A 24,056-nucleotide genomic window follows, 5' to 3' on the forward strand; every position below is an offset into this window, starting at 1 on the left:
GCCTTTCGTCATTCCGGATGGCGGCTGCGCCAAGCCGTCCAGGCCTCGGGCGTATCCAGATCGCAGATCGCGTGGTCGCCGGGCAGCGGTACCAGGGCCACCCTGTCCTTGTGGCGGCGCAACACCGGCTGGGCGCCGGTGTCGCCGGAAAGGCTGGACAGTTCAGGAAACAGCGCACGAGACAGGATCACCGGGTGACCTGGCTGGCCTGCGCTCGTGCCGCGCCATATCATGTTTTTTGATTTTGGATCAAAGGCTTTCGCGACAGACCTCAAGTCATCCACTGTCAGGTCGGGTAGATCGGCCAACAGGATCATGACCGCCGGCGCCGAGGGCGGCAGTGCTGCCAGACCACGGCGCAGACTGGCAGACATGCCCTCTGCTGCGTCGGGGACCGCGACCGGCGTGATGGCGAGGCCGTCGATTACGCCATAGCGCGGATGCGGGGCGATCGGCAGTGCCACCAGTACCGGACCGAGTCGCGCTGCCAGCGCCCGTTCGGCCATCCGACGCAGCAACGGCTGGCCATCAACAGGGGCCAGAAGCTTGTCACGCCCGCGCATCCGGCGCGACTGGCCTGCGGCAAGCAGCAGGATGGGCAGAGGCTCGGCCATCAGGCCGATTTATCTGTCTTAACATCAAACTGCAGTCGCGCCTTGGCCACAGCGGATTCGTTCTCGACCGCCCAGGCGGTGAGCGTATGCAGCGGCGGCAGCAGGGTGCGGCCCAGATCCGTCAGGCTGTAATCGACGCGTGGCGGAATTTCCGGGGTGACGACTCGCTCGATCAAACCGTCGCGCTCCAGCTCTCTCAGTGTTGTGGTCAGGGATTTCTGGGTGACGCCACCGATGCCGCGCTTGAGTTCGGAAAATCGTTTCGGGCCGGGTTCCAGATGGGTGACGATCAGCGTCGACCATTTGCTGGAAATCTTTTGCAAAAGCGTCCGCACGGCGGTGCAGCTCGGATGGTCATGGGCGGGAAGAGTATGTGGTTTCATCGGTGATACCGGGGTTTCCCAAAGGTTCCGTCTTGCGGCAGCGCAGCAAATGTCTATCGTCGCCGCCGGTATCTCTTCGATACCAGAGTTTCACAAACACACCAAGTCCCTCAGCGCGGCCTCTCCTCCGCGCCAGGGATTGTTCCAGCTTCATGCTGAACTTTAAGAAAAGGACGCAATACCATGTCTTTGAAACTGAAAGTGATCATCGGTTCCACCCGCCCTGGACGAGTTGCTCCGATTGTCGGTGCCTGGGCGGCAAAGGCTGCCGAGGCCCATGGTGGCTTTGAGGTTGAGCTGGTCGATCTGGCATCGGTCGATCTGCCGCTTCTGGACGAACCGAACCACCCGGCGATGAAGCAGTATGAACATGCCCACACCAAGGCCTGGAGCGCGATTGTCGACGATGCGGACGCTTTCGTCTTCGTCACGCCGGAATACGACTATTTCCCGCCGGCGGCTCTGGTCAACGCGCTGCAATGCCTGTCGCAGGAATGGCGTTACAAACCGGCCGCCACGGTCAGCTATGCCTTCGTTTCGGGTGGTCTGCGCGCGGCGCAGGAGCTGCGCACGCTGATGGGCAACCTGCAGATGGTGGCGCTGCCGCAAGTGGTGCCGGTTCCCTTCTTCCCGCAGTTCGTCAAGGACGGCGAACTGGAGCCCAACGAGCCGATGACCGAGGGCATCAACATGACCCTGACCGAACTGGCCAAATGGGCCGAGGCCCTGAAGCCGATGCGCGGCTGAGGCTATCTGTATAGTCCGACGATGGACCGGCGCGATCATCGCGCCGGTCTTTTTCGTGCCCGGCCTTGTACTTGCCGGATCGCATGGCCATCCTGCCGCAAGGAGGGCGGTCATGCTGACATCGCTGTTGCAACGCTGGCATCTGATCCGGGCGACGCTGTGGTTCCGGGTGGTGGGGATTTCCGTGCTCAGCATCGTCGCGGTGCTGGCGGCCAAGCTGCTGGGCCCGGTGCTGCCGCATGAGCTGGATCAATGGGTCGGGGCGCAATCGGCCGATCAGCTTCTGGACATTCTGTCCAGCTCGATGCTTGCGGTCACCACCTTTTCGCTGTCGGTGATGGTAACGGTCTATCGCTCGATCTCGTCGCAATGGACGCCGCGGGCGCATCGCATCCAGTTGCGCGACCGCGCCACCCAGACGGTGCTGGCGACCTTCGTGGGCGCCTTCGTCTATGCGCTGTGTTCCATCGTTTTGCGCTCGACCCGGTTCTTCGCCGATCGCGATATCGTCGTGCTGTTCGTCATGACGCTGGGGGTGATCGTTCTGGTGGTGGTGATGATCCTGCGCTGGCTGGTGCGGTTGCAGACCATGGGCAGCCTGTCCGACATCGCCGGACGGATCACCGATCTGACGCTTGGCGCTTTCCAGGGCCGGATGGCGGCACCTTGTCTCGGCGCCCGGGCGCTGACATCGGATCTGATATTGCCTGAAACGGTTCTGGAGGTGCACGCGCCGCGATCGGGTTATGTTGAGCGGGTCTTTCCCGCCGCGCTGCAGTCGCATGCCAAGGCCTGCGGCGGCATTGTTTATCTTCTCAAGGGTGTGGGTGACTATGTCAGCCGCGGCGAGGTTTTCGCGCAGGTGACCGACGCCAGCCTGGAAAGCGTCGTTCTGGGGAACGTACATATCGGCTCGATGCGTGATATCGAACAGGATCCGGGCTTTGGCCTGCATGTTCTGGCCGAGATCGGATCGAAGGCGCTGTCGCAGGGGATCAACGACGGCGGCACCGCCATCGACATGATCGACCGGATCACCCGGGTACTGGAGAGCTGGCTGGCGCCGCAAGAAGCCCCGGCCGAGGCGGAACGCTATCCGAACGTCTATTTGCCGCCACTCGATCCGGCGCCGCTGGTCGCCGATCCCTTCGGGCTGATCGCGCGCGACGGGGCCGCCGTGCTCGAGGTGCAGATGGTGCTGCAATCGCGGCTTTTCGGGCTGGAGCATCATCCCGACCCGGACCTGGCCGCGGCCGCCCGCCATACCCGGGAGGAAGCGTTGGTCCGCGCGACCGAGGCCTTGCCCTATGCGGTCGACCGCGACAGGCTGGCCGAGCATGCCGAGGGTATGGGGCGCCGGAGCTGGGGGGAGGAGGCGGCGACCGAGGTCTAATCGTTGCTGCGCAGCCGCGACCGCTGCACCAGCTCGACCACGATCAGCGGCACCACCGTCCCGATCACCGCCACCACGATCAGCAAGAGCCCGAGCTGGCTGTAATCGGCGGGCACCTGCGGGCTGCCGTCGGGAGCCTTCACCTGGCGCGTTACCGTGAAAACCTGGTTGAGGTATTTGGTGCCGAGACTGCTGGCCGACAGCGCCAGATTGGTGAAGGAGGCCATCACCGCGAAGAAAGTGGCCTTGAGGTTGTCGGGGGCGTTGCGGGCGATCCAGGCCAGCATCGGGATCATCGCCACCTGACCCAGCGGGCTTTCCATCGCGGTATCCAGAATGGCGATGAAGCGGGCGTCGACCAGGCCGCCGGTCAGCGGCGCGGTCCAGTTCTGGATGCCGTAGTAAAGCCCGATATTGGGCAGCGACAGCAGCCCGGCGGCCAGGCTCAGGAGCACGACGATATAGACGATGGTGTGATTGGCCATCAACGGGCGCAGCACGAACATTCCCACCAGCGTCAGGACCGAAGTGATCAGCGACAGCACCGCCAGGAACTGCGGGTCGAAGTCGAGTTCGTCGATGGTGAACCAGGTGGCGCCGGCGCCGGGCAGGGGCGTGGCGCGAAAGACAAAGATGATGATCGCCGTGCCCACCAGCGCCCGCGCCTTGGCCGGCTCCAGCACCGCCAGGAGCTGGCGCATCAGATACAGCACGATCGCCAGAGAACCGGCAAAGATCATCTCCTGCGCATAGGGCAGATCCGACAGCCCCAGCGTGATCGAGATGGCGATGAAGAGGCCGCCGCCGATGAAATAGGCCCAGTTCGGTTTCGTCTCGCCACCCTCGGGGGCGAAATGCGCCTCGGCCTCGGTACGGCTTTGGCCCCGCCGGATCAGGGCGGCGATCTGGCGGTTCTGTTGCCATTTCGCCAGCAGCACACCAGAGACCGAGATCACCGGAATCGCCAGGCCGATCAGATAGATACGGCCATAGACCGCGCCCTTGGCGCTGTCGGGCAGATCTTCGATTCCGGCGAAAAGGGTAATGTTCAGCGCTGCCACCGCCGACAGCGCCCCGATCAGCGCCACCCGCCCGAGCGTCTGCATGGTGGTATGGAGCGCCCGGACCGTCGTCTCTTCGAGCGGGTGCCCGCTCTCATCGACTTTTGGCACCGCCTCGACCGAGAGCGCATCGGCCACTGCGTCCTGCAGCACGTAGCCGGTGGGCGACAGCAGCGAGGCCAGCACGAACCAGGCGGTGACCGGCATTACCCCGGGCATCCAGTCCACCCGAGTGGCAAGGCCGTACATGATCGCGAAGCTGGCGGCGATCAACCCGGCGCCGAAGAAGACCAGCAGCCATTTCCAGCGCCACAGCAGATCGACCAGATGGCCCATCGGCATCTTCAGCGCCCAGGGCAGCCCGACCCAGAAGCCGAGGCCAGCCAGGAACACCGCCGAGACATCGAGGTAATCCTTGACGAAGAACGTTCCCACCACCGAGGTGATGCCCGAGGCGCCATAGGCGAAATAGACCATCAGTGGTGGCAGGAAGGACCAGCGCATCTGCCGGGCCAGGTCGAGCACGACGGCATCGAACCAGCCCCTCAAACCGGCCCAGAGGCGGATCATAGCGGGCGGATTTTCAGCTTGGTCACCCGGTTGCCGTCGCGGCTGGTCACCTCGAAACGGAAGTTGTGGAAGGAAAACACCTGTCCCACGGTGGGGATCATCTGCGCTTCGTGTATCACCAGGCCGGCGACGGTATTGGCCTCGTCATCGGGCAATTGCCAGTCGGTGGCACGGTTCAGGTCGCGGATCGTCATGGCGCCGTCGACCAGATAGTTGCCATCCTCGCCACGGCGCACCGGATGATCGCCGTCGACGTCGAATTCATCGGTGATCTCGCCGACGATCTCCTCAAGGATATCCTCCAGCGTGATCAGCCCCTGGAGCGAGCCGTATTCATCCACCACCAGTGCGAAATGAGTGCGCCGGCGCAGGAACTGCCGCATCTGATCGTCGAGCGTGGTGGTCTCGGGCACGAAATAGGGCGGTTTGGCCATATCGGTGACCTGAAAGCCGCGGAAGGTCTCGGCCAGGTCACGCGACTGATCCATTCGGGCATAGATCGCCCGCAGCAGATCCTTGGCGTGGATGACGCCGATGATATTTTCGGGCTCGTCCCGGAAAACCGGCAGCCGGGTATGCGGGCTGTTGACGCATTGGGCGAAGATATATTGCGGGTCGGCGGCGGCGTCGATCATCTCGATGCCCGAGCGGTGCAGCATGATTTCTTCGACGGTCCGGTCGCCGAGGTCGAGCGCGCCGAGAATCCGGTCGCGATCTTCCTTTTCGACCACGCCTTCGGAATGGCCAAGCTGCAGCGCGCCGGCAATCTCCTCGCGCACGGCGAGCATCTGGCTGTCGGCGTCGATCCGCAGGCCGAACAGCCGCAGCACGCCGCGCACGATCAGGCGGACGGCTGCGACGATGGGCGAGAACACCGTGACGATCACCCGGATGATCGGGGCGACGGCGGCGGCGGCCTTTTCGGCATTGGTGATGGCATAGGTCTTGGGCAGCACCTCGGCGAAGATCAGCACCAGCAGCGTCATCACCAGGGTGGCCAGTGCCACGCCATTCTGGCCGAAGACCTTTGTAAAGAGCGAGGTGGCGAGCGAGGCGGCGAGGATGTTGACCAGGTTGTTGCCCAGTAGCACCGAGCCGATCAGCCGTTCGTTATCCTCGGTCACTGTCAGCGCCTGCTGGGCGCCGCGCGATCCCTTGTCAGCCTGGGTGCGCAGCTTGGCGCGGCTGGCCGCGGTCAGCGCGGTTTCCGAGCCCGAGAAGAAGCCGGAGAGGATCAGAAGAAACAGGATCGACCCGGTGGTGATCCAGAAGGCGGTGTCGAGAAGGGTAGAGGAGCTCTCCATCGGGGGGGGTATCTGCCGTAAATCAGGGATTTTATTCGGTTATGGGGCCTGGGTGCCCCGCGTTCAAGTGCGCCGTGTCATGCCCAGCGTTCCGCGGCTTTTTGCCGTGCCCGTCGCCGGGCTGCGGGCTTCAGTGCCGGAGGTGTCCGATCCGGGGACGGCTGATTTTCATCGTCAGCAGGACCAGCCCAACCAGGAGCAGGGCGATCATCGTCGTGAAACGGGCGGCAATTGCAGCCAGCAGGGCAGCGGGCGCCGCCGAGAGCCGGATTGTCTCGGCAATATCGTGGGGGAAAAGGCTCACTTCGGTTTGCATGGTCGGGCTTGCGGTTCCCTGGCAAGGCTATCTGGGGCCGGCTCTACAGGCAGGGAGCGGCTTGCCCCATTCTGTGCGAGCGGATGGTGTTCCAGTACCAGCTCGGCCAGCCGTTCGTCGAGCACATGGGTATAGATTTCCGTGGTCGAGACATCGGCATGGCCCAGAAGCGTCTGGATCGAGCGCAGATCGGCGCCATTGGCCAGAAGATGGGTGGCGAAGGCATGGCGCAGCGTATGCGGGGTGACGGTGTCGGGATTAACGCCGCCGGCGACCGCAAGTTCCTTGATCAGCAGATAGAACCGGTTGCGGGTCAGATAGCCGGACTTGCCGCGTGACGGGAACAGAAAACGCGATGGCTGAAGGCCTTTCAGGCGATGCTCCTCCTCGATCTCGTCGCGTCGGGCCAACCAATCCGCCAGGGCGCTGCGCGCGGGCGGCGACAGCGGCACCAGCCGTTCCTTGCCGCCCTTGCCCTTGACCAGCAGCATGCGCGGATCGCCCCGCGCCGCCGAGGCGGGCAGTGAGACCAGTTCGCTCACCCGCATGCCGGTGGCATAAAGCAGTTCCATCAGGCAGGTGTTGCGCAGCCGGTCGTCGGCTGTGCGGCCAACCTCGCGCGCGGCGGCCAGCAGCTTGTCGACATCGGGCACGCTCAGGGTCTTGGGCAGGCGCTTGTCGCGACCGGGGCCCCGGATCTGGATCGCCGGGCTGTCTTCGCGCCAACCCTCTTCGAAGGCGAAGCGGTAGAGTTGCTTGATGGCGGAAAGGCGCCGGGCGCGCGTGGCGCGGGACAATCCCTGCGCGTCGCAATCGACCAGATAGCTTTCGATCTGATCGCGGTCGGCCCGGGCGAAATCGCTGCCGCGCCGCTCCAGCCAATGGGCGAAATCCTTCAGGTCGCGACCATAGGCCAACTGGGTGTTGGTCGCTGCCCCCAGTTCCGCCGCCTGCGCATCGAGGAAGGTGGCGATCCAGCCGATCTGATCCGCTGGGGCCGGCATTTCAGACCGCCCCGATCAGGAGAAGCTGCAGCGCCGCGCGTCGCGCCGTGTCCTCAAGCCCCACGGCGCGGAAAGTGGCCAGCGCGGTGGTCAGCTCGGTCGGGTTGCCGCGGGCGCCGTGATCGAACAGTGCGATGGCCCGCAGGATGACCTCACCCAGCCGTTGGGCCTGCAGCGCATCGGCCAGATCCTGCGGCAGCCGGGTGTCGTCGGAAAAGCCGTGTGCGATCGCGCGCGCCAGCTCGTCCGGAGGATCGGCGCGGCCGGGATCGCCCTGGGCGAGCGCCGCCAAGAAGGTGCGTTCGGCGCTGTTGTCGGGCGGGCGGTGAGAAAACCCTTCGTAGGTGGGGGAGAGAAGCTCGATCTGCCAGGCCAGCGCCGCCGCCTTGCCGTCGAGCCGCAGCGCTGACAGCCGGTCGGTGAACATATGAGCGAAGGGCACTTCCAATCCGGCGATACGCATCTGCTCCCAGGCGCGGGGCAGGGTCTTGGCGACCGCTTCGGCGCTACCGGTCGACAATGCGGTGTCGAATCGCTGCACTGCCGCCACGCGATCCCAGACGCCGCCGGAGGCCGCGGGCCTGCGGTCGGTATAGAGGCCCAGCAACCTGTTGGGGTTGAGCGCGCCGATCCGGGTCAGCCGTTCGGCGGCTTCGATCTGGGCTTTCCATCCGGCCAGATCGCGCAGATCGGCATTGGCGAAGGCGCGCGGCAGGTTACTGCTGGGCAGCCGTTCGCCGATCGCCTCGTAAAGGCGGAAGGTCAGCGGGTCAGGGGCGTCCGGGGCCGGCAGGGGCGGCGCACCGTCGAAGAATTCGGGATTGAGAAACCGGTCTAGCAGATCGACCTGCGCCTCTGGCAGAAGCGCCAGCGAGCGCACGGTTTCCAGTGTCAGGGCTGCGGTCTGCCAATCGCCTTCGCGCGCGGTGCAGAAGATCAGCGCGGCATAATCTGGGGCCAGATAGGGGGCTGCCAGCAGCGCCGCGCAGGGCCTGTCCTCTTCGCCCGACAGCAGTGCCGCGTCGAACCAGCGCCTGAAAAAGGCAGCGTCGCGGGTGGGGCCGGCCTGTTCGACCAGCGCCAGCGCCGCATCCACCGCGCCCAGGCTGATCAGCCGGTCGATCTGCGCCAGCATCAGCTGCCGCGCCTCTTTCGGGCCGGCGCCCTCGGGCGGCAGTTTTTCGGCCAGCAGCAGCGTATAGAACAGCGCCTGCATCGCCGGGCTGTCCTGCACCGGCGCTTCCGAGATCAGACGGACAAGCTGGCGCGGATCGCTGCCCCGCCACAGATCGACCGGTAGGCCGGTGGTCGCCGGGGCGACCAGACCGGTTGCGACTGGCGCGTCTTCCAGCGGGCTGACCTCGATCTCGGGGCGCAGGGCTGCCTTGGCCACTGGCGGCTCCAGCAGGACGGAGCCCCTGACCGTGGGCGCCTGATAGGCGGCGCCGAGCCAGTCGATCACCGACAGCGGGTCCTGCGCCAGGGCTGTCGCTGGCCAGAAGACAGCGAACAGCGCCGGGTTAATCCGCATGCAGGGTGACCGGTTGTCGGATCTCGGCCAGCGGCGGCGAGAAATCCTCACCGAACCAGGGGCCAAGATAGGCATAGCCCACCAGCCCGATTGCTGCCAGAATAATAAGGTAAAACAGGTATTTGATCAGTCGCCCCATGGGTTTTCCCGTGTCCTCGCCTCTGCCCTTTTTCCCAACTTATATATGGCCTTTTGGCTAAGATCACGTCATTCACTGAAGAATGAGCGAAATTGAGCATACCACCGCCGCCAAAGCGGATTCTGCGTCGGCGCCGGCAGGCCGCCGGGTCAGGAAAACCATCGTTATGGTCGGGATGATGGGCGCCGGCAAGACCGCCGTGGGCCGGGCGCTTGCGCTGCGTCTGGGGGTGCCCTTCCTCGACAGCGATCACGAGATCGAGGAAGCGGCCAATATGACCATCCCCGAGATCTTCGCCCGCGATGGAGAGGCCTTCTTTCGGCAGAAGGAAAGCCAGGTGATCGAACGCCTGCTGGACGAGGCGCGCGGCGTGTTGTCCACCGGTGGCGGCGCCTTCCTGTCCGAGGCCAATCGCAAGATGATCTCGGAAAAGGGGGTGTCGGTCTGGCTGAACGCCGATCTGGAGGTCCTGTGGAATCGGGTGCGTCACCGCGATCACCGTCCGCTTTTGCGTACCGCCGATCCGCATGCGACGCTGAAAGCGCTGTACGAGGCGCGGGTGCCGCTTTACGCCAAGGCCGATCTGGTGGTGCATTCGGACGCCCAGACCTCGATCGAGGGGATGGTGGACCGGGTGCTGGAGGGGCTGGAGACCCGCCCCGATGTGCTGGAGCCGGTAACAGGAGCCTGAAGAATGAAGACTACCGTTCACGTCGACCTGGGCGAGCGGTCCTATGATGTCGAGATCGGCCCCGGTCTGATCGCCGAAGCCGGCGCGCGGATCGCGCCCTTGCTCAAGCGCAAGCATGTCTGCGTGCTGACCGACGAGACCGTGGCAGAGCTGCATCTGGCGGAACTACGTGAGGGGCTTGCCGCTGCGGGCATCACGATGGAGGCCTTGGCGCTGCCGCCGGGCGAGGCCACCAAGGGCTGGCCGCAGTTCACCCGCGCGGTCGAATGGCTGCTGGAGCAGAAGGTCGAACGCCGCGACGTGGTGGTGGCCTTCGGCGGCGGTGTGATCGGCGATCTGGCGGGCTTCGCGGCCTCGGTCCTGCGCCGCGGTGTGCGCTTCGCGCAGATCCCGACCTCTCTGCTGGCGCAGGTCGACAGTTCGGTCGGCGGCAAGACCGGCATCAACACCGCCCAGGGCAAGAACCTGGTGGGTGCCTTTCATCAGCCGTCGCTGGTGCTGGCCGATACGGCCGTTCTGGGCACGCTGAAACCGCGCGATTTCCTTGCCGGCTATGGCGAGGTGGTGAAATACGGGCTGCTGGGCGATGCCGCCTTCTTCGACTGGCTGGAAACGCAGGGGCCGGCGCTGGCGGCCGGCGACATGGCGGCGCGTGTCCGCGCGGTGACGCGCTCGGTGCAGATGAAGGCCGATATCGTCGCTCGCGATGAGACCGAGCAGGGCGACCGCGCTTTGCTGAACCTCGGGCACACCTTCTGCCACGCGCTTGAGGCGGCCACCGGATATTCCGACCGGCTTCTGCATGGCGAAGGTGTGGCGATCGGCTGCGCCCTGGCGTTCGAACTGTCCTCGCGACTTGGGTTGTGCAGCCAGGAGGATCCCAGCCGGGTGCGTGCCCACCTCAAGGCAATGGGGATGAAGACGGATCTGAGCGACATCGACGGGCCCTTGCCGGATGCGGAGGGGCTGATGGCGCTGATGGCGCAGGACAAGAAGGTGGTGGACGGCCAGCTGCGCTTTATCCTCGCCCGCGGCATCGGCGAGGCTTTCGTGACCTCGGATGTCCCGCGCGAGGCGGTTGTGACCCTGCTGCAGGACGCTTTGGCAAATCGCTGATAGCGCCGCGCTTGCGGGGGTCAACGCCCCCGCAGCACCATCAGCTCACCAACGTTCTCATTGGTGATATAGCCCAGCATATGCCCCTTGGCGTCGATGACAACGATGGCGGGCGCCCCTTGGTGAAGCGCGTCCAGGACCTTGTCGAGCCCGGCGTTCAGCGGCAGGGAAGGGATGTCCTTCACCATGATCTCGGCCACCGGCTGGGTGCGCGGATGCTCATGCGCCAGCGCGGCAAACAGCGCATTGCGCGTCAAGAACCCCTGAAAGCCGCCCTGTGTGTCGATCACCGGAAATTCGTGCTGCGTGGTCCGGATCAGCGCCGAGGCGGCGCCGTCCAGCGTATCCTCGGGCGTCAGGCTTTCATAGCTGGTGATCATCGCGTCGCGGGCGCGTAGCTTCCGCGCGACGCTGCGCATCTCCACATCCTGGCTTTCGGCGCTCGCCGCCATGAAAATGAAGACAGCGATCAGCACCAGGATCGGGTTGCCGGTGCTCAGCCCCCAGAAGCCGAACAGAAAGGCCACGATCTGCCCGGCGGTGGCAGCCGCCTGGGTCGCCTTGACCCGGTCCATGCCCAGCGACAGCAGGGCCCGGAACACCCGGCCGCCGTCCATCGGAAAGGCGGGGATCAGGTTGAACAGCGCCAGAAACAGGTTCAGCGCGGCCAACCGCCCGAGAAAGGAGGCGCCACTGCCCGAGAATTCCTCGGTCAGGTTGAGCGTATTGGTCGCCCCCAGCGCCATCAGAATTGCCCAGATCGCGATATTCACCGCGGGTCCTGCCAGCGCCACGGCGATTTCCTGAGCGGGTTTTTCCGGCATCTTTTCAAGCTGGGCCATGCCGCCGATCGGCAGCAGAGTGATCGAGGGGGTGCGGATGCCATAGCGCCGTGCGGTCAGCGCATGGCCGAACTCATGCGCCACCACGCAGGCGAACAGCGCCACCACGAACAGCACGTTGTCCACCGCCGCCGGCCAGCCGCCCTGGGCATAGGCGGCATAGCCGATCCAGGCCAGCAGCAGGAAAAAGGTGACATGGATCCGCAGGTCCGATCCGAACAGCCTGCCGATGGAGAATGACCAGCTCATGCCTGATGCCTCGCCCTTGAAAGAAAACGGGGCGCCCTTGCAGGTGCCCCGTCAGATCGTCGACCGTTCCGATCAGAACGGAATTTCGTCGTCGTCGATGCCGCCCGAGGGGCCACCGCGACCGCCACCAGAGGGGGCGCCATAGGGATCGCCCGAGGGGCCGCTGTCGTAACCGCCGCCATAGCCACCGCCCTGACCGCCGCCATAGCTGCCGCCGCCGCCCTGGCCTCCCTGGCCGCCATCGCGGCCGTCAAGGAAGGTCAGCTCGCCGGAGAAGGGACGCAGCACCACCTCGGTCGAATAGCGATCCTGGCCGTTCTGGTCCTGCCATTTGCGGGTTTCCAGCTTGCCTTCGATATAGACCTTCGATCCCTTGCGCAGATATTGTTCTGCCAGGCGGGCGAGGTTTTCGTTGAAGATCGCCACCGAATGCCATTCGGTCTTTTCGCGCCGTTCACCGGTGTTGCGATCCTTCCAGGTGTCGGAGGTTGCAATCCGCAGATTGCAGACCTTGCCGCCGTTGGGAAAACTGCGCACCTCGGGGTCGCGGCCCAGATTGCCGATGAGAATGACTTTGTTCACTGAGCCGGCCATGGGACTCCCTCGTCTCTTGATGTTCCTTGGGCGCCCGAATCTCCGGTTCGGGACCGGGCGCGATGCAGGCCACCCTACAGAACCTCAGGGGTGGTTAAAACCGGGTTGTGATCCTGCCGCGCGGCCAGCTAGGCGGCCAGACAGGGCAGCGCCGGGCGAAGCCCCGCCACCATACTGGCGGGGCAGATCAGGTCATCTTTCCTTCCGGCCGAATTTATGTATAGTCCGGCGCGAGTGAAACGGGCAGGGCAGGGCCGGGATGCGCGGTGTCGCCATTGGTGTAATGATTATCCTCGGGGTTTGCGGCGGGCTGGTCGAAGACGCCCGCGCCGATATTTTCGCGACCCGTGGCCAGAAAAACCTATTTAAATCACAGCTCAAGGTGCTCGACAGCCGGGCCGCGCAGCAATACAGCGATTCGGCGCGCTTGCAGCCGAAATCTACCCATGACGGTATCGCCGGGCCGTTGCCCTATACCGGCAAGTACCGCGGCGAATATCTGACCATGGCGCGGGAGGCAGCGCGTCGGCATAATATCCCGGAAGAGTTGTTCTTGCGTCTGGTCCAGCAGGAATCCGGTTGGAATCCCAATGCGGTGTCGCACAAGGGCGCGCTGGGGCTGGCCCAGCTCATGCCGGACACTGCGCGTCATCTGCGGGTCGATCCGTCGGTTCCTTATGAAAATCTGGACGGCGGGGCGCGCTATCTGGCGCGGCAATACCGCAAGTTCAAATCCTGGCGCCTGGCGCTTGCGGCCTATAACGCCGGCCCGGATGCGGTGAAAAAGCACGGCGGCGTGCCGCCTTATGAAGAAACCCGGAACTACGTCAAGAAAATCTGGGGAAGCTGAAGCGCCCGGTCGGCGTCTCAGCGCGGGCTTTCCATCACCAGCAGCAACAGCGCGGGGCCGTCCAACGCCTCGTAACTATGGGCGGCGTCGGCGCAGTATCGGAAATAGTCGCCCGGCCTGATCTCCTGGGGCTGGTCATCGGGGCCGAGCCGGACGCGGCCGGAGCAGAGGAAGGCGTGTTCTACTGTACCGCGTGGATGCGGGGCCGAGCGGCGCGGTGCCCCGGGGCTGAGCGTGACGCGATAGATATCGCGGCGCCGGTCAGGCGGGGATTTGTCCAGCAGTACCGTGGTGAAATCGGCCTCTCCGGCGGCGATCTCGTCCCCCTCTCCGGCGCGGATCAGATGGCTATGCGCCTGGGCGCTTTCGAACAGCGCGCTGAACGGGATGCCAAGCGCGGTGGCAATCGCCCAGAGGGTTTCGATATTCGGATTGCCGCGTCCGGCCTCAAGCTGGGACAGGGTGGATTTCGCCAGCCCCGCCTTGGCGGCCAGCGCCGAGAGGCTGAGCTGCGCAAGATCCCGTTCGCGGCGGATCGCTTCGGCGACGATTGAGCTGGGCGTCATGTCGTTCTCTTTGTCGGTATATCGTTCGTCTTGACGAACGATCTGGGCCCGTTCATCTTATCGAACGTTGTTCGATGATTCCAGAGGGACGCCCATGCCCCCCGTCTATGATCCAGATGCCGCCCGGGCCGAATTCCGCGCTGGCCTGCGTGATATCACGCCCCTGTCGCTGGGGGTGGCGCTTTATGGTCTGGCCTTCGGTCTGCTGGCGGCGCAGGTCGGCATCAAGGCGCCGTTGACGGCACTGATGGGGCTGACGGTCTTTGCCGGATCGTCGCAGATCGTCGCGGTCGAACGTCTGGCCGCAGGGGCCGGGATGTCGGTGGCGATCCTGGCCGGGTTGGCGCTGAACCTGCGGCTCCTGTTGATGACAGCCTCTTTGCGGGACGAGCTTGCCGGCCGGCCGCTCTGGCAGATCATGCTGGGGGTGCATCTGACCTCGGACGAGAATTGGGGACTGATGCATGCGACCCGGTGCAGGGGCGGGCGGGCCGGGTATTGGTATCTGGTCGGTGGAGGCACCAGCCTGATTGCGGTCTGGGCGGGCGCCACGATGCTTGGCACGGGATTTGCCGGGCTGTTGCCCGATCTGGCCGCGATCGGTCTGGATTTCGCCTTTACCGCCGCCTTCATCCTGCTCTTGCGTAATCTCTGGCGAGGGCCGGGTGACCTGGCGCCCTGGGCGCTGTCGGCGGGGACGACGCTGAGCGTGGCTGTGTTGCTGCCGGTTGAGCCCTCCTGGGCGCTGATCGTCGGAGGGCTGGCGGGGGCCGCGCTGGCGGCGGGGCGGGGGGCGGCACATGGCTGATCCGCTGCTGGTGACCGCCGGGCTCGCGCTCGGAACTTTCGCGATTCGGTTGGGGGGCTATCTGCTGGGTGGCGCCTTGCCAGCGACGGGCCCCTGGGCGCGCGGGCTCAATGCCCTGCCGGGCTGTCTGATCGCGGCGCTGCTGGCGGTGCTGCTGGTGCAGGCGGGGCCCGCGGAATGGGGGGCGGCGGCGCTCTGCGCCGTGGTGGCGGTTCTCACCCGGTCGCTACCCTTGACCATGCTGGTGGGGATCGGCGCGGTCTGGCTGGCCCGCACCTTGATCTGAGCCGCTTTCACGACGTCGTGTGCGGGCGCGTTTTGCGGATTTGCGTCAGATCAATTCCTGACTATATCACTCTGCTAAAAGGCACCCGAACAAGGGGACTCGGATCATGACATTTGCGTATCGCGCTCGGCGCGCCGCCTGTGCGGCGCTTCTCGTATTGGCGCCCGTCGCGTCGCAGGCCGGCGCGGGGCAGGAGGCGGCTCCGGTATATAGCACGCTGGAAAGCCTGGGCGAGGCGTTGTTCTTCGACACCAACCTGTCGAAGAACCGCACCATGTCCTGCTCCACCTGCCATTCCCCGGATTTAGGTTTCATCGACCCGCGTGAGGTCGAGCCGGTCGGCCGGGCGGTTGCGCTTGGCGATGATGGCCATTCCCTGGGCACCCGCAATGTGCCCACCGCCGGCTATGCCGCACTGACGCCACCGTTTCACCTGACCGAGGACGGCAAATGGGAAGGCGGCCAGTTCCTTGACGGTCGTGCCTCGACGTTGGAGGATCAGGCCGGCGGCCCGCCGGTCAACCCGGTCGAGATGGGGATGCCCGATCAGGCCTCGGTCGTTGAACGTCTGCGCGAGAACCCCGATTATGTCGCCGCGCTCAAGGCGCTGGTGGGGGCGGGTGTCTTTGACGATCCGGAGGCAGCCTATGCCGCCATGACCCAGGCCATCGCCGCCTATGAGCGCAGCCCGGAGTTCGCGCCATTCGATAGCAAATATGACCGCTACCTGCGCGGCGAATACCAGATGACCGCAGAGGAGGAACTGGGCCGGCTGCTGTTCTTTTCACAGCAATTCACCAATTGTAATCTTTGCCATCAGTTGAAGACCAGCCCGATCGACCCGGAAGAGACCTTCTCGAACTATCAGTATCACAACATCGGCGTGCCGGCGAACCCGGCGGTGAAAGGCGGGCCCGATCAGGGTGTGCTGGACAATCCGGCCGTCACCGATCCGGCTCAGGCCGGGAAGTTCAAGGTGCCGACATTGCGCAACGTGGCGGTGACCGGGCCCTATATGCACAACGGCGTGTTCAAGGATCTGCGCACGGTGGTGTTGTTCTATAACAAGTACAACTCCAAAGCTGCCGCCCGGCAGATCAACCCGGAAACCGGCCAGCCCTTCGGCCCGCCCGAGGTGGAGGGCAATCTGTCGATGACCGAGCTGACGACAGGTCCGGCGCTCGATGACAAGCGCATCGACGCGCTGGTGGCCTTTCTCAAGACGCTGACGGATGCGCGCTATGAGGACTTGCTGGAGTAGCGGCAGGCCCGATCCGCAGCGACCGGACGGGCGCCCTTCAGAACCAGGGGGCGCGCGGCAGGTGCCAGCCGAACCGCACGCTGGCCAGGCGCAGGATCACTGCAAGCGCGCCGCCGATCACCGCGGCCAAGGTGGTTGACAGCCCGAGCGCAAGACAGCCGACATAGGCGGCGGCCCCTGACAGGGCCGCGAGGGCATAGACTTCTTCCCGCAGGACGCGCGGCACCTCTGACACCATCATGTCGCGCAACATGCCGCCGCCGACCGCGGTGATGACGCCGAGCAGGATAGCGCCCGGCGGGGTCAATCCCAGCATCAGCGCCTTTTGGCAGCCCGCAATCGCGAAAACGCCAAGCCCCACCGCATCGAGGAACATCACCGGCCGTTGCATCCGATCCAGGAGGGCGCCGAAGAAGAAGGTGAAGAGGCCGGCGGCACAGGCCATCCCGAGCGGCAGCGCGGAGCGGAAGACCGCCGGAGGCGTGTCGCCCAGCAGCAGATCGCGGGTCATCCCGCCTGCCACGCCGGTGGCCGTGGCCAGCACGAGAACGCCGAAAAGATCCAGCCGCTTGCGGATCGCGACCATGGCGCCGCTCAGGCCGAACACGAAGGTGCCGAGCGCATCGAGAGTGCCGAAGAGCGTCACTGCGGACATTGATCCATGCCTCCTCCAGGTGCCGCACTCTAGCAATTGCGAGCCTGAGGCCAAGGCGAAAGGTGGGATGGTGCTGAGGTGGACGAGGCGCGCGGATCGGTGGCGGCATGGGGCGCCTCGGCCCATATCCGACATTTGCAAGCGGCATGACGCTGCATCGCGGCGTTATTGAACCGGGCATTCATTTATCGCGCAGAAATTGTATTGCGCCAAGCGGGGACACCGGCAGACCATTTGGTCGATGTCCGGCATGAACCCTATTGTCCCAACCTGAGCTGGAAACATCGTTTGTTTCCGTCGCGTCCGAGGGGGCGATAGTGATTGTCTCTTAATTCGCATTGTCTATGACACAGTTTCGAACTTACAAGGCTTTGAACATATATCGTTTTTGTTGAAAGGGACCTGCGTTGACCTGCGTTGGTATCGACCTTGGAACTACGAATTCGCTGATCGCAGTTTATGAGGAAAACGGGCCGCGACTGTTGCCAAATGCATTGGGTGAGTTTCTGACCCCTTCGGTTGTTGGTCTTGCCGATGATGGAAAGTCCCTTCTGGTCGGACGCGCGGCCAAAATGCGCCTTGTGCGTCATCCGAAACTCACTGCCGCGCGATTTAAACGCTTGATGGGAACGGACAGACGTATCCGGCTTGGTCGGCAAAGCTATACTGCGGTGGAGTTGTCCGCCATGGTGCTGAGAACCCTCAAGGCGGATGCCGAGGCCGCGTTGGGGGCGCCGGTTTCCGAGGCGGTGATTTCCGTGCCCGCCTATTTCAACGGGGTGCAACGGCAGGCCACGAAAGACGCCGCCGAGATCGCCGGTTTGACAGTTCGTCGTCTGATCAATGAACCCACCGCGGCGGCGCTGGCGGCCGGGGTCCTGGACATGGGGGCCGAGAGCACATTTGCGGTTCTCGATCTGGGGGGCGGCACCTTTGACGTTTCGATCCTGGAAATGTTCGAGGGCGTCATGGAGGTCCGCGCCAGTTCCGGGGATGCACAACTGGGAGGCGAAGACTTCACGAACAGGATCGCGACTGATCTGGCCCGAACCGCAGGGGAGGAGTGGGATCGCCTGGAGCCCGGCGAGCGTGAGGCCTTTCTAAGCATCGCCGAAGAGCTGAAGCGGCGTGTGCGGCCTGACGTCCCCGCACGCGCGCAAATCTCGATCGGGCAGCGGCCCCTGACAGTCGAACTGACGACTGAGCGCCAGGATGAAATCGTCAAGGACCTAGTGGCCCGGTTGCGGCGGCCAATTGATGTCTGCCTTTACGATTCCAGCATAACCGTGGACGATATTGATCGGGTCATTCTGGTCGGTGGCGCCACGCGTATGCCTGTTGTCCAGTCGCTTGCGGCCCGCGTCTTTCGCAAGCTCCCCGAGCGAACCGTGGACCCCGACCATGCCATTGCATTGGGCGCTGCGGTTCAGGCCGGGCTGGTTGCGCGCCACAGTGCGCTGGATGACGTGGTGATGACAGATGTCGCGCCGTTTTCATTGGGCATCGCATCTGGAACGAAAATCAATGGCAAGTACTTCGGTGATCGCTTCGCCCCGATTATCGAACGCAACACGATCCTTCCCGCAAGCCGAAGCCAGGTATTTGCGACTGCTGGCGACAATCAGGTCGAGATCCAAGTTCAAGTCTATCAAGGCGAATCCGTTGTGGCGTCTGAAAACGTGTTGCTGGGAGACTTTTTCGTCCCGGTGCCGCGCGGCCCACGCGGCAAGGAAGCGATCGAGGTGCGTTTTACCTATGACGTCAGCGGACTTTTGGAGGTTGATGTGCGCGTTCTCTCAAACGGAAAGCGCGTTGTCGATGTGATCGACAATCTTGCGTCGGCCATGACCGAAAAGGAAAAAATGCGCCGCCTCAAAGAGCTTGAGGGCCTGAAGATAAGCCCATTCGAGGCTGCTGAAAACGTCGCCTTGATCGAAACCCTGAAACATCTGCACGAGATGCTGCTGGCGGATGATCGCAGGTCTTTGCAAGATCTGTTGAATCAGTTTGAAGCGGTATTGGCCGAACAGGACCCCAAGGCCATAGCCGCCGAACGCGCGCGACTGCTCGAAATCGTGAAGCGGATCGAGGAAAACTATGTCCGCTGACGCCGTTGGATGGCCATGGGACGTTTTGGGGCTTGAGGGCGCGACACAGGACAGCCGCGTCATCCGGCGGGCCTATGCCAAACGGCTCAAGTCACTGGACCAGGGCGATGTATCCGCGTTCCAGGCGCTGCGTGGCGCTTATGAATATGCGGTGTCCCAATCGGACAAGGGGAAGGCGGAAGCGCGGCCCCTCGTGATCCAGGCGCTTGCCGGCGGTTCCGGGGAGGAGGCGAGGCTTCCAGTGCCACCGGGAGACGTCACGCTGCCCGATCCGGGCCAGCAGACCGATGCGCCATCTGACGGCTCTGAGCCGGAGCGCTTTGCGCCCCGCGAACCGATATCCGCCTCTTCCGTGGGCGAGGCATCCGCCCTGACAGAAGAGGATCAAGACGAGGATGCGGCAATTATCGAACGCGCGCGCAATCTGATCGCGTTGAATATGTTTCGTACTGCCGGTTGGCAGCCGCTCCTGGAACAGCGGGCTATGATGTCACGCGAGGCGACCCAGCAATTGGAATGGCTGCTGATCACTCGGCTCAACAAGCCGGTCAAGATGCCTTACACGCCAACACCGCCCGGGTCCTGGATCCGGCTTGTGGATGAGCATTTTGGCTGGCTCCAAGACGGCATCGGGTTTTCACGTCGGTTCGGCATGATGCATCTGGCGATGCAGCGCGTTGTCGAAGCCAGGACCGCCGCTGCGCCCGCAGTGGAAAAGGTCAAGGTCGCGTCTGGCGTCAAGATCGCTGCCTGGATCGTTGCTTTGATCATGCTGATCCGCGGGCTTAGCTACATGGAGGTGACGCGCGACGTCGGGCCGGCACTGCTGACCGCATTGCTTCTTGTTTCGTTGACCTTCGGGTTGTGGATGCTCATCGGGGTGAGAGTCCTCGCGTTCATTGTCCGACGATCCCCTGCCATGCAGCGGTTTCTGGGACGGTCAATGCGGTGGTGGAATGGGACAACCCTGAGAATCCCGCGCCGATCCCTTTTGTATCTGTCACTTGTGCTTGGTATGACCGCATGGCTGTTCTTCGTCTTTCCGAAAGGCAGCGATCACCCAAGTCTAAGGTTGGGCATTCCGAAAGCGGAGCAATGACAGGGGCGCGCTTTTCTGGCTGAGCGAGGCGCAGATGGTACGGCCCACCCCTGTTCCCGATGTCGCGTGGCGGAGTTCACGTCGATGACAGACGGGGGCCGGGCGGGATTGATCTTCGTCGACGACCGCAATGGGAGCGGGGACCCGGTGCCCCGCAAGCCCCGGGGACCGCACAAGACGTTCAGCAACTGCTGAAAATGCTGGAGCGAGAAGCGCCTCTTCGCGCGGATGACGGCGGCTCTGGCCGCCGAGCACGCGAACGGACGGCCACGCCGGTCGAAGCAAACAAGCGAATACGTTCAGGATGCGCCTACGTAAGTGACGGCAGGCACACAGAACGGCCGTCAGCATGGTGGCCCCAAAGGGGGCGGTGGCCTGTCCGATCGGTTGAACCGAAGGCGGCACGAACACTGACCTGCCTGCGGTCACGGATGTCTGGGGCGGCTTCAGATCAAGCCGCTTCGGCAGAGCTGTTGATTTCCCTGACGATATTGATGATCCGCACCGCTTGATCTTTTGAGAAGACGCCGGCAATTCCCATGTCATTGAGATCGCAGAACGGGCTTTCGTAAAATGTCGCAGGTTCTACGATCCCGCTGTCTGTCAGGTGATCCACGATCATGTCGATGAATTCGGTCTGATCGGCGTTTAGCTTATGGGTCGTGACGAACTCGCCAAAGGCGTCTTTCGCGGCAGAGCGATCCAGTCCGACGAGCCGCCGCAGGAAGTTCCCCAAGGGCTGCTCGGCGACCAACTGGGCGAGGGTCTGCTGATCGGCGATACCCTGTTCGAGCAGCATCCGCTGCAGCTCCTCCAAGTCGGTCCTGGTCACAGGTTCGGCCCTGCGGATCTTCTGCAAGGCGATATGGTTCAGATGCCTGTCCACGAACTGACGGACTTTCGCGGTGAAGCGGGCTTTATCTATCCCATCTCCCACCTGCGGCAAGGTCACCACGTCGCCGGCCCCGATGTCATCTTCGAAATCGGTGATGATGTCCTTGCGTTCTTCGGGTTTGATGAGGTCGGTGAGCAAACGTAGCTTGCGGCGCACCTCATCCAACAATTCGACGGAAACATCAGTCCAGAACTCATCGGTCTGAACTTCCAGGATGAGCGCCATCTGCCTGGCCACGCTTGGCACGTTCCCGAGCGTCTCCAAGGCCGAGGCGGTCGCGCGAATGCGTGTCTGCAACCGACCAAACCCGGCATCGCCGCGAAGAAGCGCAATCTGCGTGTTCAGGAGCAGGAGGTCAAACTGCTTAGCGGAAAGCGTCTCGTCCTCATAGGCACTTGGCAATCCAGCAACCTCGTCGATCAATACCAGTCGGTCGTCCAGCGACAGCCTGGACCAGTTGGCTTTCTCCTGGAACCGCTCCACGGCGCGGCGCTTGTCCCGCACGATGAAGTTGTCAAGGCTCATGCCGTCCATCTCGGACTGAAGGCGGTCCTTCAGCGTGCCAATCAGGGCCGAGTGATCCTCTGCCTGGTCCTGCAATTCGCCGATCAATTCAACACGAGTTGCGAACAGGCGCTGACCGATAGGCTGGGCAACTGCGGGCTCCCGGCGATCGGGGGTCTCACGGAAGAATTCGAGGTTCTGGCAGAAATCGAAGATCAGAAACTCGCTCTTGTTGTCGCCGGGGCCGAACAGGTCCGGACACAGCCGCGTGCCACGCCCGACCATCTGCCAGAACTTGGTCTTGGACCGGACGATCTTGAAAAAGACCAGGTTGGCCACCTCGGGCACGTCGATCCCGGTGTCCATCATGTCCACTGACACTGCGATATGGGGCACCTTGGCGGGGTCCGAAAAGTCATCAATCAACGATTGCGCATAGGGCACGCTATAGTCGATCAACTGTGCGAACTTGCCCTGATAATGTGGGTAGTTGGCATTGAACCTGTCCACGATGAACTGGGCATGCTTGCTGTTCTTGGCAAAGATGATGGTCTTGCCGAGCCGATCTCCGCCTTCGACGCGGATGCCGTTGCGCATCACATGTTCCAGAACCTTGTCCACGGTGTCGATGTTGAACAGCCATTTGTTCAGATCGGCGGCCTCGACGCGGTCCGGCACCTCGCCGTCGTCGTTCCACTCTAGCGCGTCCCATTCCTCTTTCTCCTCCTCGGAGAGATCGTCATAGGTGATGCCCTCGCGCTGGAACTTCAGCGGGACCGAGATGGACTTCGGCGGAACCAGGTAGCCGTCCCCAACAGCATCATCCAGGTCATAGGCATCGGTCGGCACGCCGCGCTCAAGGTTGAACAGGGAATAGGTGTCTCGGTCGATCTCGTCCTTGGGGGTGGCGGTCAGACCGATCAGCAGGCTGTCGAAATAGTCGAAGATGGCGCGATATTTGCGATAGACCGACCGGTGCGCCTCGTCGATCACGATCAGGTCGAAATGGCCGGGGCCGAAGCGCTTCTCTCCGGCCTTCACCTCGTCGATCAGGCCCATCATGGTGGGGTAGGTGGACAGCAGCACCCGGGCGCCCGAATGGTCATTCTTGGCCGGGTCGTGGCGTTCCAGAAGGTTGGCCGAAGGTGTCGCCCCCAGGTGGGTCTTGAATGCGCCATGCGCCTGTTTGACCAACGCCCGACGATCGGCCAGAAAGAGCACGCGCTTGACCCAGTTGGCTTTCATCAACTGGTCGATCAGGGCGACCACGGTACGGGTCTTGCCGCTGCCGGTGGCCATGACCAGAAGCGCCTTGCGCTGGTGATCCTTCTCGAAGCTCTGGCCGACCCGCCGAATGGCCCGCTGCTGGTAGAACCGGCCGGCGATCTCCCTGTCGACCTCGACATCGCCCAGGGGTTTGCGGTTGCTTCGGCGCTGCTGCAGCAGCGCCAGCTCATCGTGCTTCAGGAACCCGGCCACCCGGCGCGGCGGATACATCGCATCATCCCAGATCCAGTGTTCGAACCCGTTGGTGGTGAAGATGACCGGGCGCTGGCCATAGACCCGTTCCAGGCAATCGGCATAGAGCTTTGCCTGCTGCTGGCCGATACGGCTGTCCTTGCGGGTGCGCTTGGCCTCGACCAGGGCCAGCGGTTTGCCATCCTTGCCCCAGAGGACGTAATCGACAAAGCCTTCACCGCTCTGGTTGGGCATGCCTGTGACGGGGAATTCGCGGTCGCGGGGCTGATCCAGCGCCCAACCGGCCTCGGCCAGCAGCAGGTCGATGAAGTTGTCGCGGGTCGCGGCCTCGTCATAATCATGCGGGTCGGGAACGGCCTGGTTGGCGCGGCGCAGGGCCTCCAGCTCGGCGCGGGCGGCGGCAAGGGCTGCATCGGCGGCCTGCCGGCCTTCCTCGGATTGGCGCAGGCGCTCCTCTGCCTCTTCGGCGCGTTTACGCGCGGCGGTGACATCGGTCTCGATCCGCTGGATCTGGGCGACCGTGCTGGCGGTGATGGTGACCGAGGTTTCCAGCCGGTCCGCATCAAAGCTCAGCCCCGGATCGGGGCGGGCGGTCCTGGCATAGGTGCGGGCGATCCAATAGCAGACATGGAACAGCTCTCGCACCGTCGCCACGGCATCATGGGCCGTCAGGGGCTTGCCGTTGTCATGCGCCGCCCGGTTGCCCTGCGTCCGGATATAAGACGCCTTTTTGGTGATGGCGGGGCCGGTCAGGGCGGTCAGGCTGGGTTCGGCAATCATCGCCGCCAGCGTCGGCGAATAGACCCGCCGCAGCGCCGGTTCGCTGTCGTAAAGCCATTTCAGCGCGGTTTCCAGTGTCAGCCGGGCCCAGAAACAGGCACCGCGCGGATCAGAGCGCGCATGTTTCTCCGCCTTGACGGCGTGGCAGTGCAGCTCGGGGAAATCGGCGGCGAGAAAGGCGAACTGGGTCATGGCGAACATCCTGTATCGA

23 protein-coding genes are annotated in these 24,056 nt (G+C 63.8%); 10 read left to right on the forward strand and 13 right to left on the reverse strand.

Features of this window, described 5'->3' with window-relative positions:
- Positions 1 to 8 precede the first annotated feature (8 nt).
- Together G455_RS0101845 and G455_RS0101850 are read right to left on the reverse strand one after the other, a co-directional pair.
- Complete coding sequence (locus G455_RS0101845; RefSeq protein WP_028092109.1) at positions 9 to 614, reverse strand: nucleotidyltransferase family protein; 606 nt, start codon at positions 612 to 614, stop codon at positions 9 to 11.
- Positions 614 to 997 (reverse strand): winged helix-turn-helix transcriptional regulator, encoded by a 384-nt coding sequence (locus G455_RS0101850; protein ID WP_028092110.1) that lies wholly within the window; start codon positions 995 to 997, stop codon positions 614 to 616. The genes G455_RS0101845 and G455_RS0101850 overlap by 1 nt, the downstream gene beginning before the upstream one ends.
- A gap of 183 nt (positions 998 to 1,180) precedes the next feature.
- On the opposite strand from G455_RS0101850, the gene G455_RS0101855 reads away from it, so the two are divergent.
- Both G455_RS0101855 and G455_RS23135 read left to right on the forward strand, forming a co-directional pair.
- Complete coding sequence (locus G455_RS0101855) at positions 1,181 to 1,744, forward strand: NADPH-dependent FMN reductase (protein ID WP_028092111.1); 564 nt, start codon at positions 1,181 to 1,183, stop codon at positions 1,742 to 1,744.
- A 112-nt stretch (positions 1,745 to 1,856) separates the two neighbouring features.
- Positions 1,857 to 3,137 carry a DUF2254 domain-containing protein gene (locus G455_RS23135; RefSeq protein WP_035365902.1) on the forward strand — a complete coding sequence of 427 codons (1,281 nt, stop codon included), beginning with the start codon at positions 1,857 to 1,859 and terminating at the stop codon, positions 3,135 to 3,137.
- Here the strand turns inward: G455_RS23135 and G455_RS0101865 are convergent.
- The 6 genes from G455_RS0101865 to G455_RS26660 form a co-directional block, all read right to left on the reverse strand.
- Positions 3,134 to 4,768, reverse strand: coding sequence for an MFS transporter (locus G455_RS0101865; RefSeq protein ID WP_028092112.1), 1,635 nt, complete (start codon positions 4,766 to 4,768; stop codon positions 3,134 to 3,136). The genes G455_RS23135 and G455_RS0101865 overlap by 4 nt on opposite strands.
- Entirely contained in the window at positions 4,765 to 6,072 is a 1,308-nt protein-coding gene (locus G455_RS0101870) for an HlyC/CorC family transporter (RefSeq protein WP_028092113.1), read from the reverse strand. Before G455_RS0101870 ends, G455_RS0101865 begins: the two co-directional genes overlap by 4 nt.
- A 130-nt stretch (positions 6,073 to 6,202) precedes the next feature.
- Complete coding sequence (locus G455_RS0101875) at positions 6,203 to 6,388, reverse strand: hypothetical protein (RefSeq protein WP_028092114.1); 186 nt, start codon at positions 6,386 to 6,388, stop codon at positions 6,203 to 6,205.
- Positions 6,373 to 7,392: a site-specific tyrosine recombinase XerD gene (locus G455_RS23140; RefSeq protein WP_084436959.1), complete on the reverse strand. Its 1,020-nt coding sequence runs from the start codon at positions 7,390 to 7,392 to the stop codon at positions 6,373 to 6,375. Before G455_RS23140 ends, G455_RS0101875 begins: the two co-directional genes overlap by 16 nt.
- A gap of 1 nt (position 7,393) precedes the next feature.
- The gene (locus tag G455_RS0101885) at positions 7,394 to 8,923 is read right to left on the reverse strand and encodes a hypothetical protein (protein WP_051312101.1); all 1,530 of its coding nucleotides are present in this window, start codon (positions 8,921 to 8,923) and stop codon (positions 7,394 to 7,396) included.
- Positions 8,913 to 9,062 carry a hypothetical protein gene (locus G455_RS26660; protein ID WP_169726933.1) on the reverse strand — a complete coding sequence of 50 codons (150 nt, stop codon included), beginning with the start codon at positions 9,060 to 9,062 and terminating at the stop codon, positions 8,913 to 8,915. The genes G455_RS0101885 and G455_RS26660 overlap by 11 nt, the downstream gene beginning before the upstream one ends.
- An 82-nt stretch (positions 9,063 to 9,144) precedes the next feature.
- On the opposite strand from G455_RS26660, the gene G455_RS0101895 reads away from it, so the two are divergent.
- Positions 9,145 to 9,753 carry a shikimate kinase gene (locus G455_RS0101895; protein WP_028092116.1) on the forward strand — a complete coding sequence of 203 codons (609 nt, stop codon included), beginning with the start codon at positions 9,145 to 9,147 and terminating at the stop codon, positions 9,751 to 9,753.
- A 3-nt stretch (positions 9,754 to 9,756) separates the two neighbouring features.
- Positions 9,757 to 10,869 carry a 3-dehydroquinate synthase gene (aroB, locus tag G455_RS0101900; protein WP_028092117.1) on the forward strand — a complete coding sequence of 371 codons (1,113 nt, stop codon included), beginning with the start codon at positions 9,757 to 9,759 and terminating at the stop codon, positions 10,867 to 10,869.
- A 20-nt stretch (positions 10,870 to 10,889) separates the two neighbouring features.
- Here the strand turns inward: aroB and G455_RS0101905 are convergent, their stop codons facing one another.
- Together G455_RS0101905 and ssb are read right to left on the reverse strand one after the other, a co-directional pair.
- On the reverse strand, positions 10,890 to 11,960 hold the full coding sequence (locus G455_RS0101905; protein WP_028092118.1) for a site-2 protease family protein: 1,071 nt from the start codon (positions 11,958 to 11,960) through the stop codon (positions 10,890 to 10,892).
- Between the two features lie 72 nt (positions 11,961 to 12,032).
- Complete coding sequence (ssb, locus tag G455_RS0101910; RefSeq protein ID WP_028092119.1) at positions 12,033 to 12,554, reverse strand: single-stranded DNA-binding protein; 522 nt, start codon at positions 12,552 to 12,554, stop codon at positions 12,033 to 12,035.
- 259 nt (positions 12,555 to 12,813) lie between these two features.
- On the opposite strand from ssb, the gene G455_RS0101915 reads away from it, so the two are divergent.
- A complete protein-coding gene (locus G455_RS0101915) occupies positions 12,814 to 13,404 on the forward strand; it encodes a lytic transglycosylase domain-containing protein (RefSeq protein WP_028092120.1) in 591 nt (196 codons plus the stop codon).
- Positions 13,405 to 13,421: 17 nt separating this feature from the next.
- On the opposite strand, the gene G455_RS0101920 is transcribed toward G455_RS0101915, so the two are convergent.
- A complete protein-coding gene (locus G455_RS0101920; RefSeq protein WP_028092121.1) occupies positions 13,422 to 13,970 on the reverse strand; it encodes a helix-turn-helix domain-containing protein in 549 nt (182 codons plus the stop codon).
- A 94-nt stretch (positions 13,971 to 14,064) separates the two neighbouring features.
- Between G455_RS0101920 and G455_RS0101925 the strand changes: the two genes are divergently transcribed.
- The 3 genes from G455_RS0101925 to G455_RS0101935 all read left to right on the forward strand — a co-directional run bounded on the left by G455_RS0101925 (position 14,065) and on the right by G455_RS0101935 (position 16,325).
- Positions 14,065 to 14,778 carry an AzlC family ABC transporter permease gene (locus tag G455_RS0101925; protein ID WP_028092122.1) on the forward strand — a complete coding sequence of 238 codons (714 nt, stop codon included), beginning with the start codon at positions 14,065 to 14,067 and terminating at the stop codon, positions 14,776 to 14,778.
- Positions 14,771 to 15,064 (forward strand): AzlD domain-containing protein, encoded by a 294-nt coding sequence (locus tag G455_RS0101930; RefSeq protein WP_028092123.1) that lies wholly within the window; start codon positions 14,771 to 14,773, stop codon positions 15,062 to 15,064. The genes G455_RS0101925 and G455_RS0101930 overlap by 8 nt, the downstream gene beginning before the upstream one ends.
- Before the next feature lie 106 nt (positions 15,065 to 15,170).
- Positions 15,171 to 16,325, forward strand: coding sequence for a cytochrome-c peroxidase (locus G455_RS0101935; RefSeq protein WP_028092124.1), 1,155 nt, complete (start codon positions 15,171 to 15,173; stop codon positions 16,323 to 16,325).
- A gap of 37 nt (positions 16,326 to 16,362) precedes the next feature.
- Here the strand turns inward: G455_RS0101935 and G455_RS0101940 are convergent, their stop codons facing one another.
- Positions 16,363 to 16,980, reverse strand: coding sequence for a trimeric intracellular cation channel family protein (locus tag G455_RS0101940; RefSeq protein WP_028092125.1), 618 nt, complete (start codon positions 16,978 to 16,980; stop codon positions 16,363 to 16,365).
- 407 nt (positions 16,981 to 17,387) lie between these two features.
- On the opposite strand from G455_RS0101940, the gene G455_RS0101945 reads away from it, so the two are divergent.
- Positions 17,388 to 19,088, forward strand: a complete 1,701-nt coding sequence (locus G455_RS0101945) for an Hsp70 family protein (RefSeq protein ID WP_028092126.1) — start codon at positions 17,388 to 17,390, stop codon at positions 19,086 to 19,088.
- Positions 19,078 to 20,187 carry a hypothetical protein gene (locus G455_RS0101950; RefSeq protein WP_028092127.1) on the forward strand — a complete coding sequence of 370 codons (1,110 nt, stop codon included), beginning with the start codon at positions 19,078 to 19,080 and terminating at the stop codon, positions 20,185 to 20,187. The genes G455_RS0101945 and G455_RS0101950 overlap by 11 nt, the downstream gene beginning before the upstream one ends.
- A gap of 451 nt (positions 20,188 to 20,638) precedes the next feature.
- Here the strand turns inward: G455_RS0101950 and G455_RS0101955 are convergent, their stop codons facing one another.
- Complete coding sequence (locus tag G455_RS0101955) at positions 20,639 to 24,037, reverse strand: DEAD/DEAH box helicase family protein (protein ID WP_028092128.1); 3,399 nt, start codon at positions 24,035 to 24,037, stop codon at positions 20,639 to 20,641.
- Positions 24,038 to 24,056: the final 19 nt, after the last annotated feature.

It is taken from the genome of Pseudodonghicola xiamenensis DSM 18339, assembly GCF_000429365.1.
GTDB lineage: Bacteria > Pseudomonadota > Alphaproteobacteria > Rhodobacterales > Rhodobacteraceae > Pseudodonghicola > Pseudodonghicola xiamenensis.

What these genes read in the sequence shown, in the direction of transcription:
- G455_RS0101845 (WP_028092109.1), bottom strand. Translation starts at nt 614, where the DNA reads ATGGCCGAGCCTCTGCCCATCCTGCTGCTTGCCGCAGGCCAGTCGCGC.
- G455_RS0101850 (WP_028092110.1), bottom strand. Translation starts at nt 997, where the DNA reads ATGAAACCACATACTCTTCCCGCCCATGACCATCCGAGCTGCACCGCC.
- G455_RS0101855 (WP_028092111.1), top strand. Translation starts at nt 1,181, where the DNA reads ATGTCTTTGAAACTGAAAGTGATCATCGGTTCCACCCGCCCTGGACGA.
- G455_RS23135 (WP_035365902.1), top strand. Translation starts at nt 1,857, where the DNA reads ATGCTGACATCGCTGTTGCAACGCTGGCATCTGATCCGGGCGACGCTG.
- G455_RS0101865 (WP_028092112.1), bottom strand. Translation starts at nt 4,768, where the DNA reads ATGATCCGCCTCTGGGCCGGTTTGAGGGGCTGGTTCGATGCCGTCGTG.
- G455_RS0101870 (WP_028092113.1), bottom strand. Translation starts at nt 6,072, where the DNA reads ATGGAGAGCTCCTCTACCCTTCTCGACACCGCCTTCTGGATCACCACC.
- G455_RS0101875 (WP_028092114.1), bottom strand. Translation starts at nt 6,388, where the DNA reads ATGCAAACCGAAGTGAGCCTTTTCCCCCACGATATTGCCGAGACAATC.
- G455_RS23140 (WP_084436959.1), bottom strand. Translation starts at nt 7,392, where the DNA reads ATGCCGGCCCCAGCGGATCAGATCGGCTGGATCGCCACCTTCCTCGAT.
- G455_RS0101885 (WP_051312101.1), bottom strand. Translation starts at nt 8,923, where the DNA reads ATGCGGATTAACCCGGCGCTGTTCGCTGTCTTCTGGCCAGCGACAGCC.
- G455_RS26660 (WP_169726933.1), bottom strand. Translation starts at nt 9,062, where the DNA reads ATGGGGCGACTGATCAAATACCTGTTTTACCTTATTATTCTGGCAGCA.
- G455_RS0101895 (WP_028092116.1), top strand. Translation starts at nt 9,145, where the DNA reads ATGAGCGAAATTGAGCATACCACCGCCGCCAAAGCGGATTCTGCGTCG.
- aroB (WP_028092117.1), top strand. Translation starts at nt 9,757, where the DNA reads ATGAAGACTACCGTTCACGTCGACCTGGGCGAGCGGTCCTATGATGTC.
- G455_RS0101905 (WP_028092118.1), bottom strand. Translation starts at nt 11,960, where the DNA reads ATGAGCTGGTCATTCTCCATCGGCAGGCTGTTCGGATCGGACCTGCGG.
- ssb (WP_028092119.1), bottom strand. Translation starts at nt 12,554, where the DNA reads ATGGCCGGCTCAGTGAACAAAGTCATTCTCATCGGCAATCTGGGCCGC.
- G455_RS0101915 (WP_028092120.1), top strand. Translation starts at nt 12,814, where the DNA reads ATGCGCGGTGTCGCCATTGGTGTAATGATTATCCTCGGGGTTTGCGGC.
- G455_RS0101920 (WP_028092121.1), bottom strand. Translation starts at nt 13,970, where the DNA reads ATGACGCCCAGCTCAATCGTCGCCGAAGCGATCCGCCGCGAACGGGAT.
- G455_RS0101925 (WP_028092122.1), top strand. Translation starts at nt 14,065, where the DNA reads ATGCCCCCCGTCTATGATCCAGATGCCGCCCGGGCCGAATTCCGCGCT.
- G455_RS0101930 (WP_028092123.1), top strand. Translation starts at nt 14,771, where the DNA reads ATGGCTGATCCGCTGCTGGTGACCGCCGGGCTCGCGCTCGGAACTTTC.
- G455_RS0101935 (WP_028092124.1), top strand. Translation starts at nt 15,171, where the DNA reads ATGACATTTGCGTATCGCGCTCGGCGCGCCGCCTGTGCGGCGCTTCTC.
- G455_RS0101940 (WP_028092125.1), bottom strand. Translation starts at nt 16,980, where the DNA reads ATGTCCGCAGTGACGCTCTTCGGCACTCTCGATGCGCTCGGCACCTTC.
- G455_RS0101950 (WP_028092127.1), top strand. Translation starts at nt 19,078, where the DNA reads ATGTCCGCTGACGCCGTTGGATGGCCATGGGACGTTTTGGGGCTTGAG.
- G455_RS0101955 (WP_028092128.1), bottom strand. Translation starts at nt 24,037, where the DNA reads ATGACCCAGTTCGCCTTTCTCGCCGCCGATTTCCCCGAGCTGCACTGC.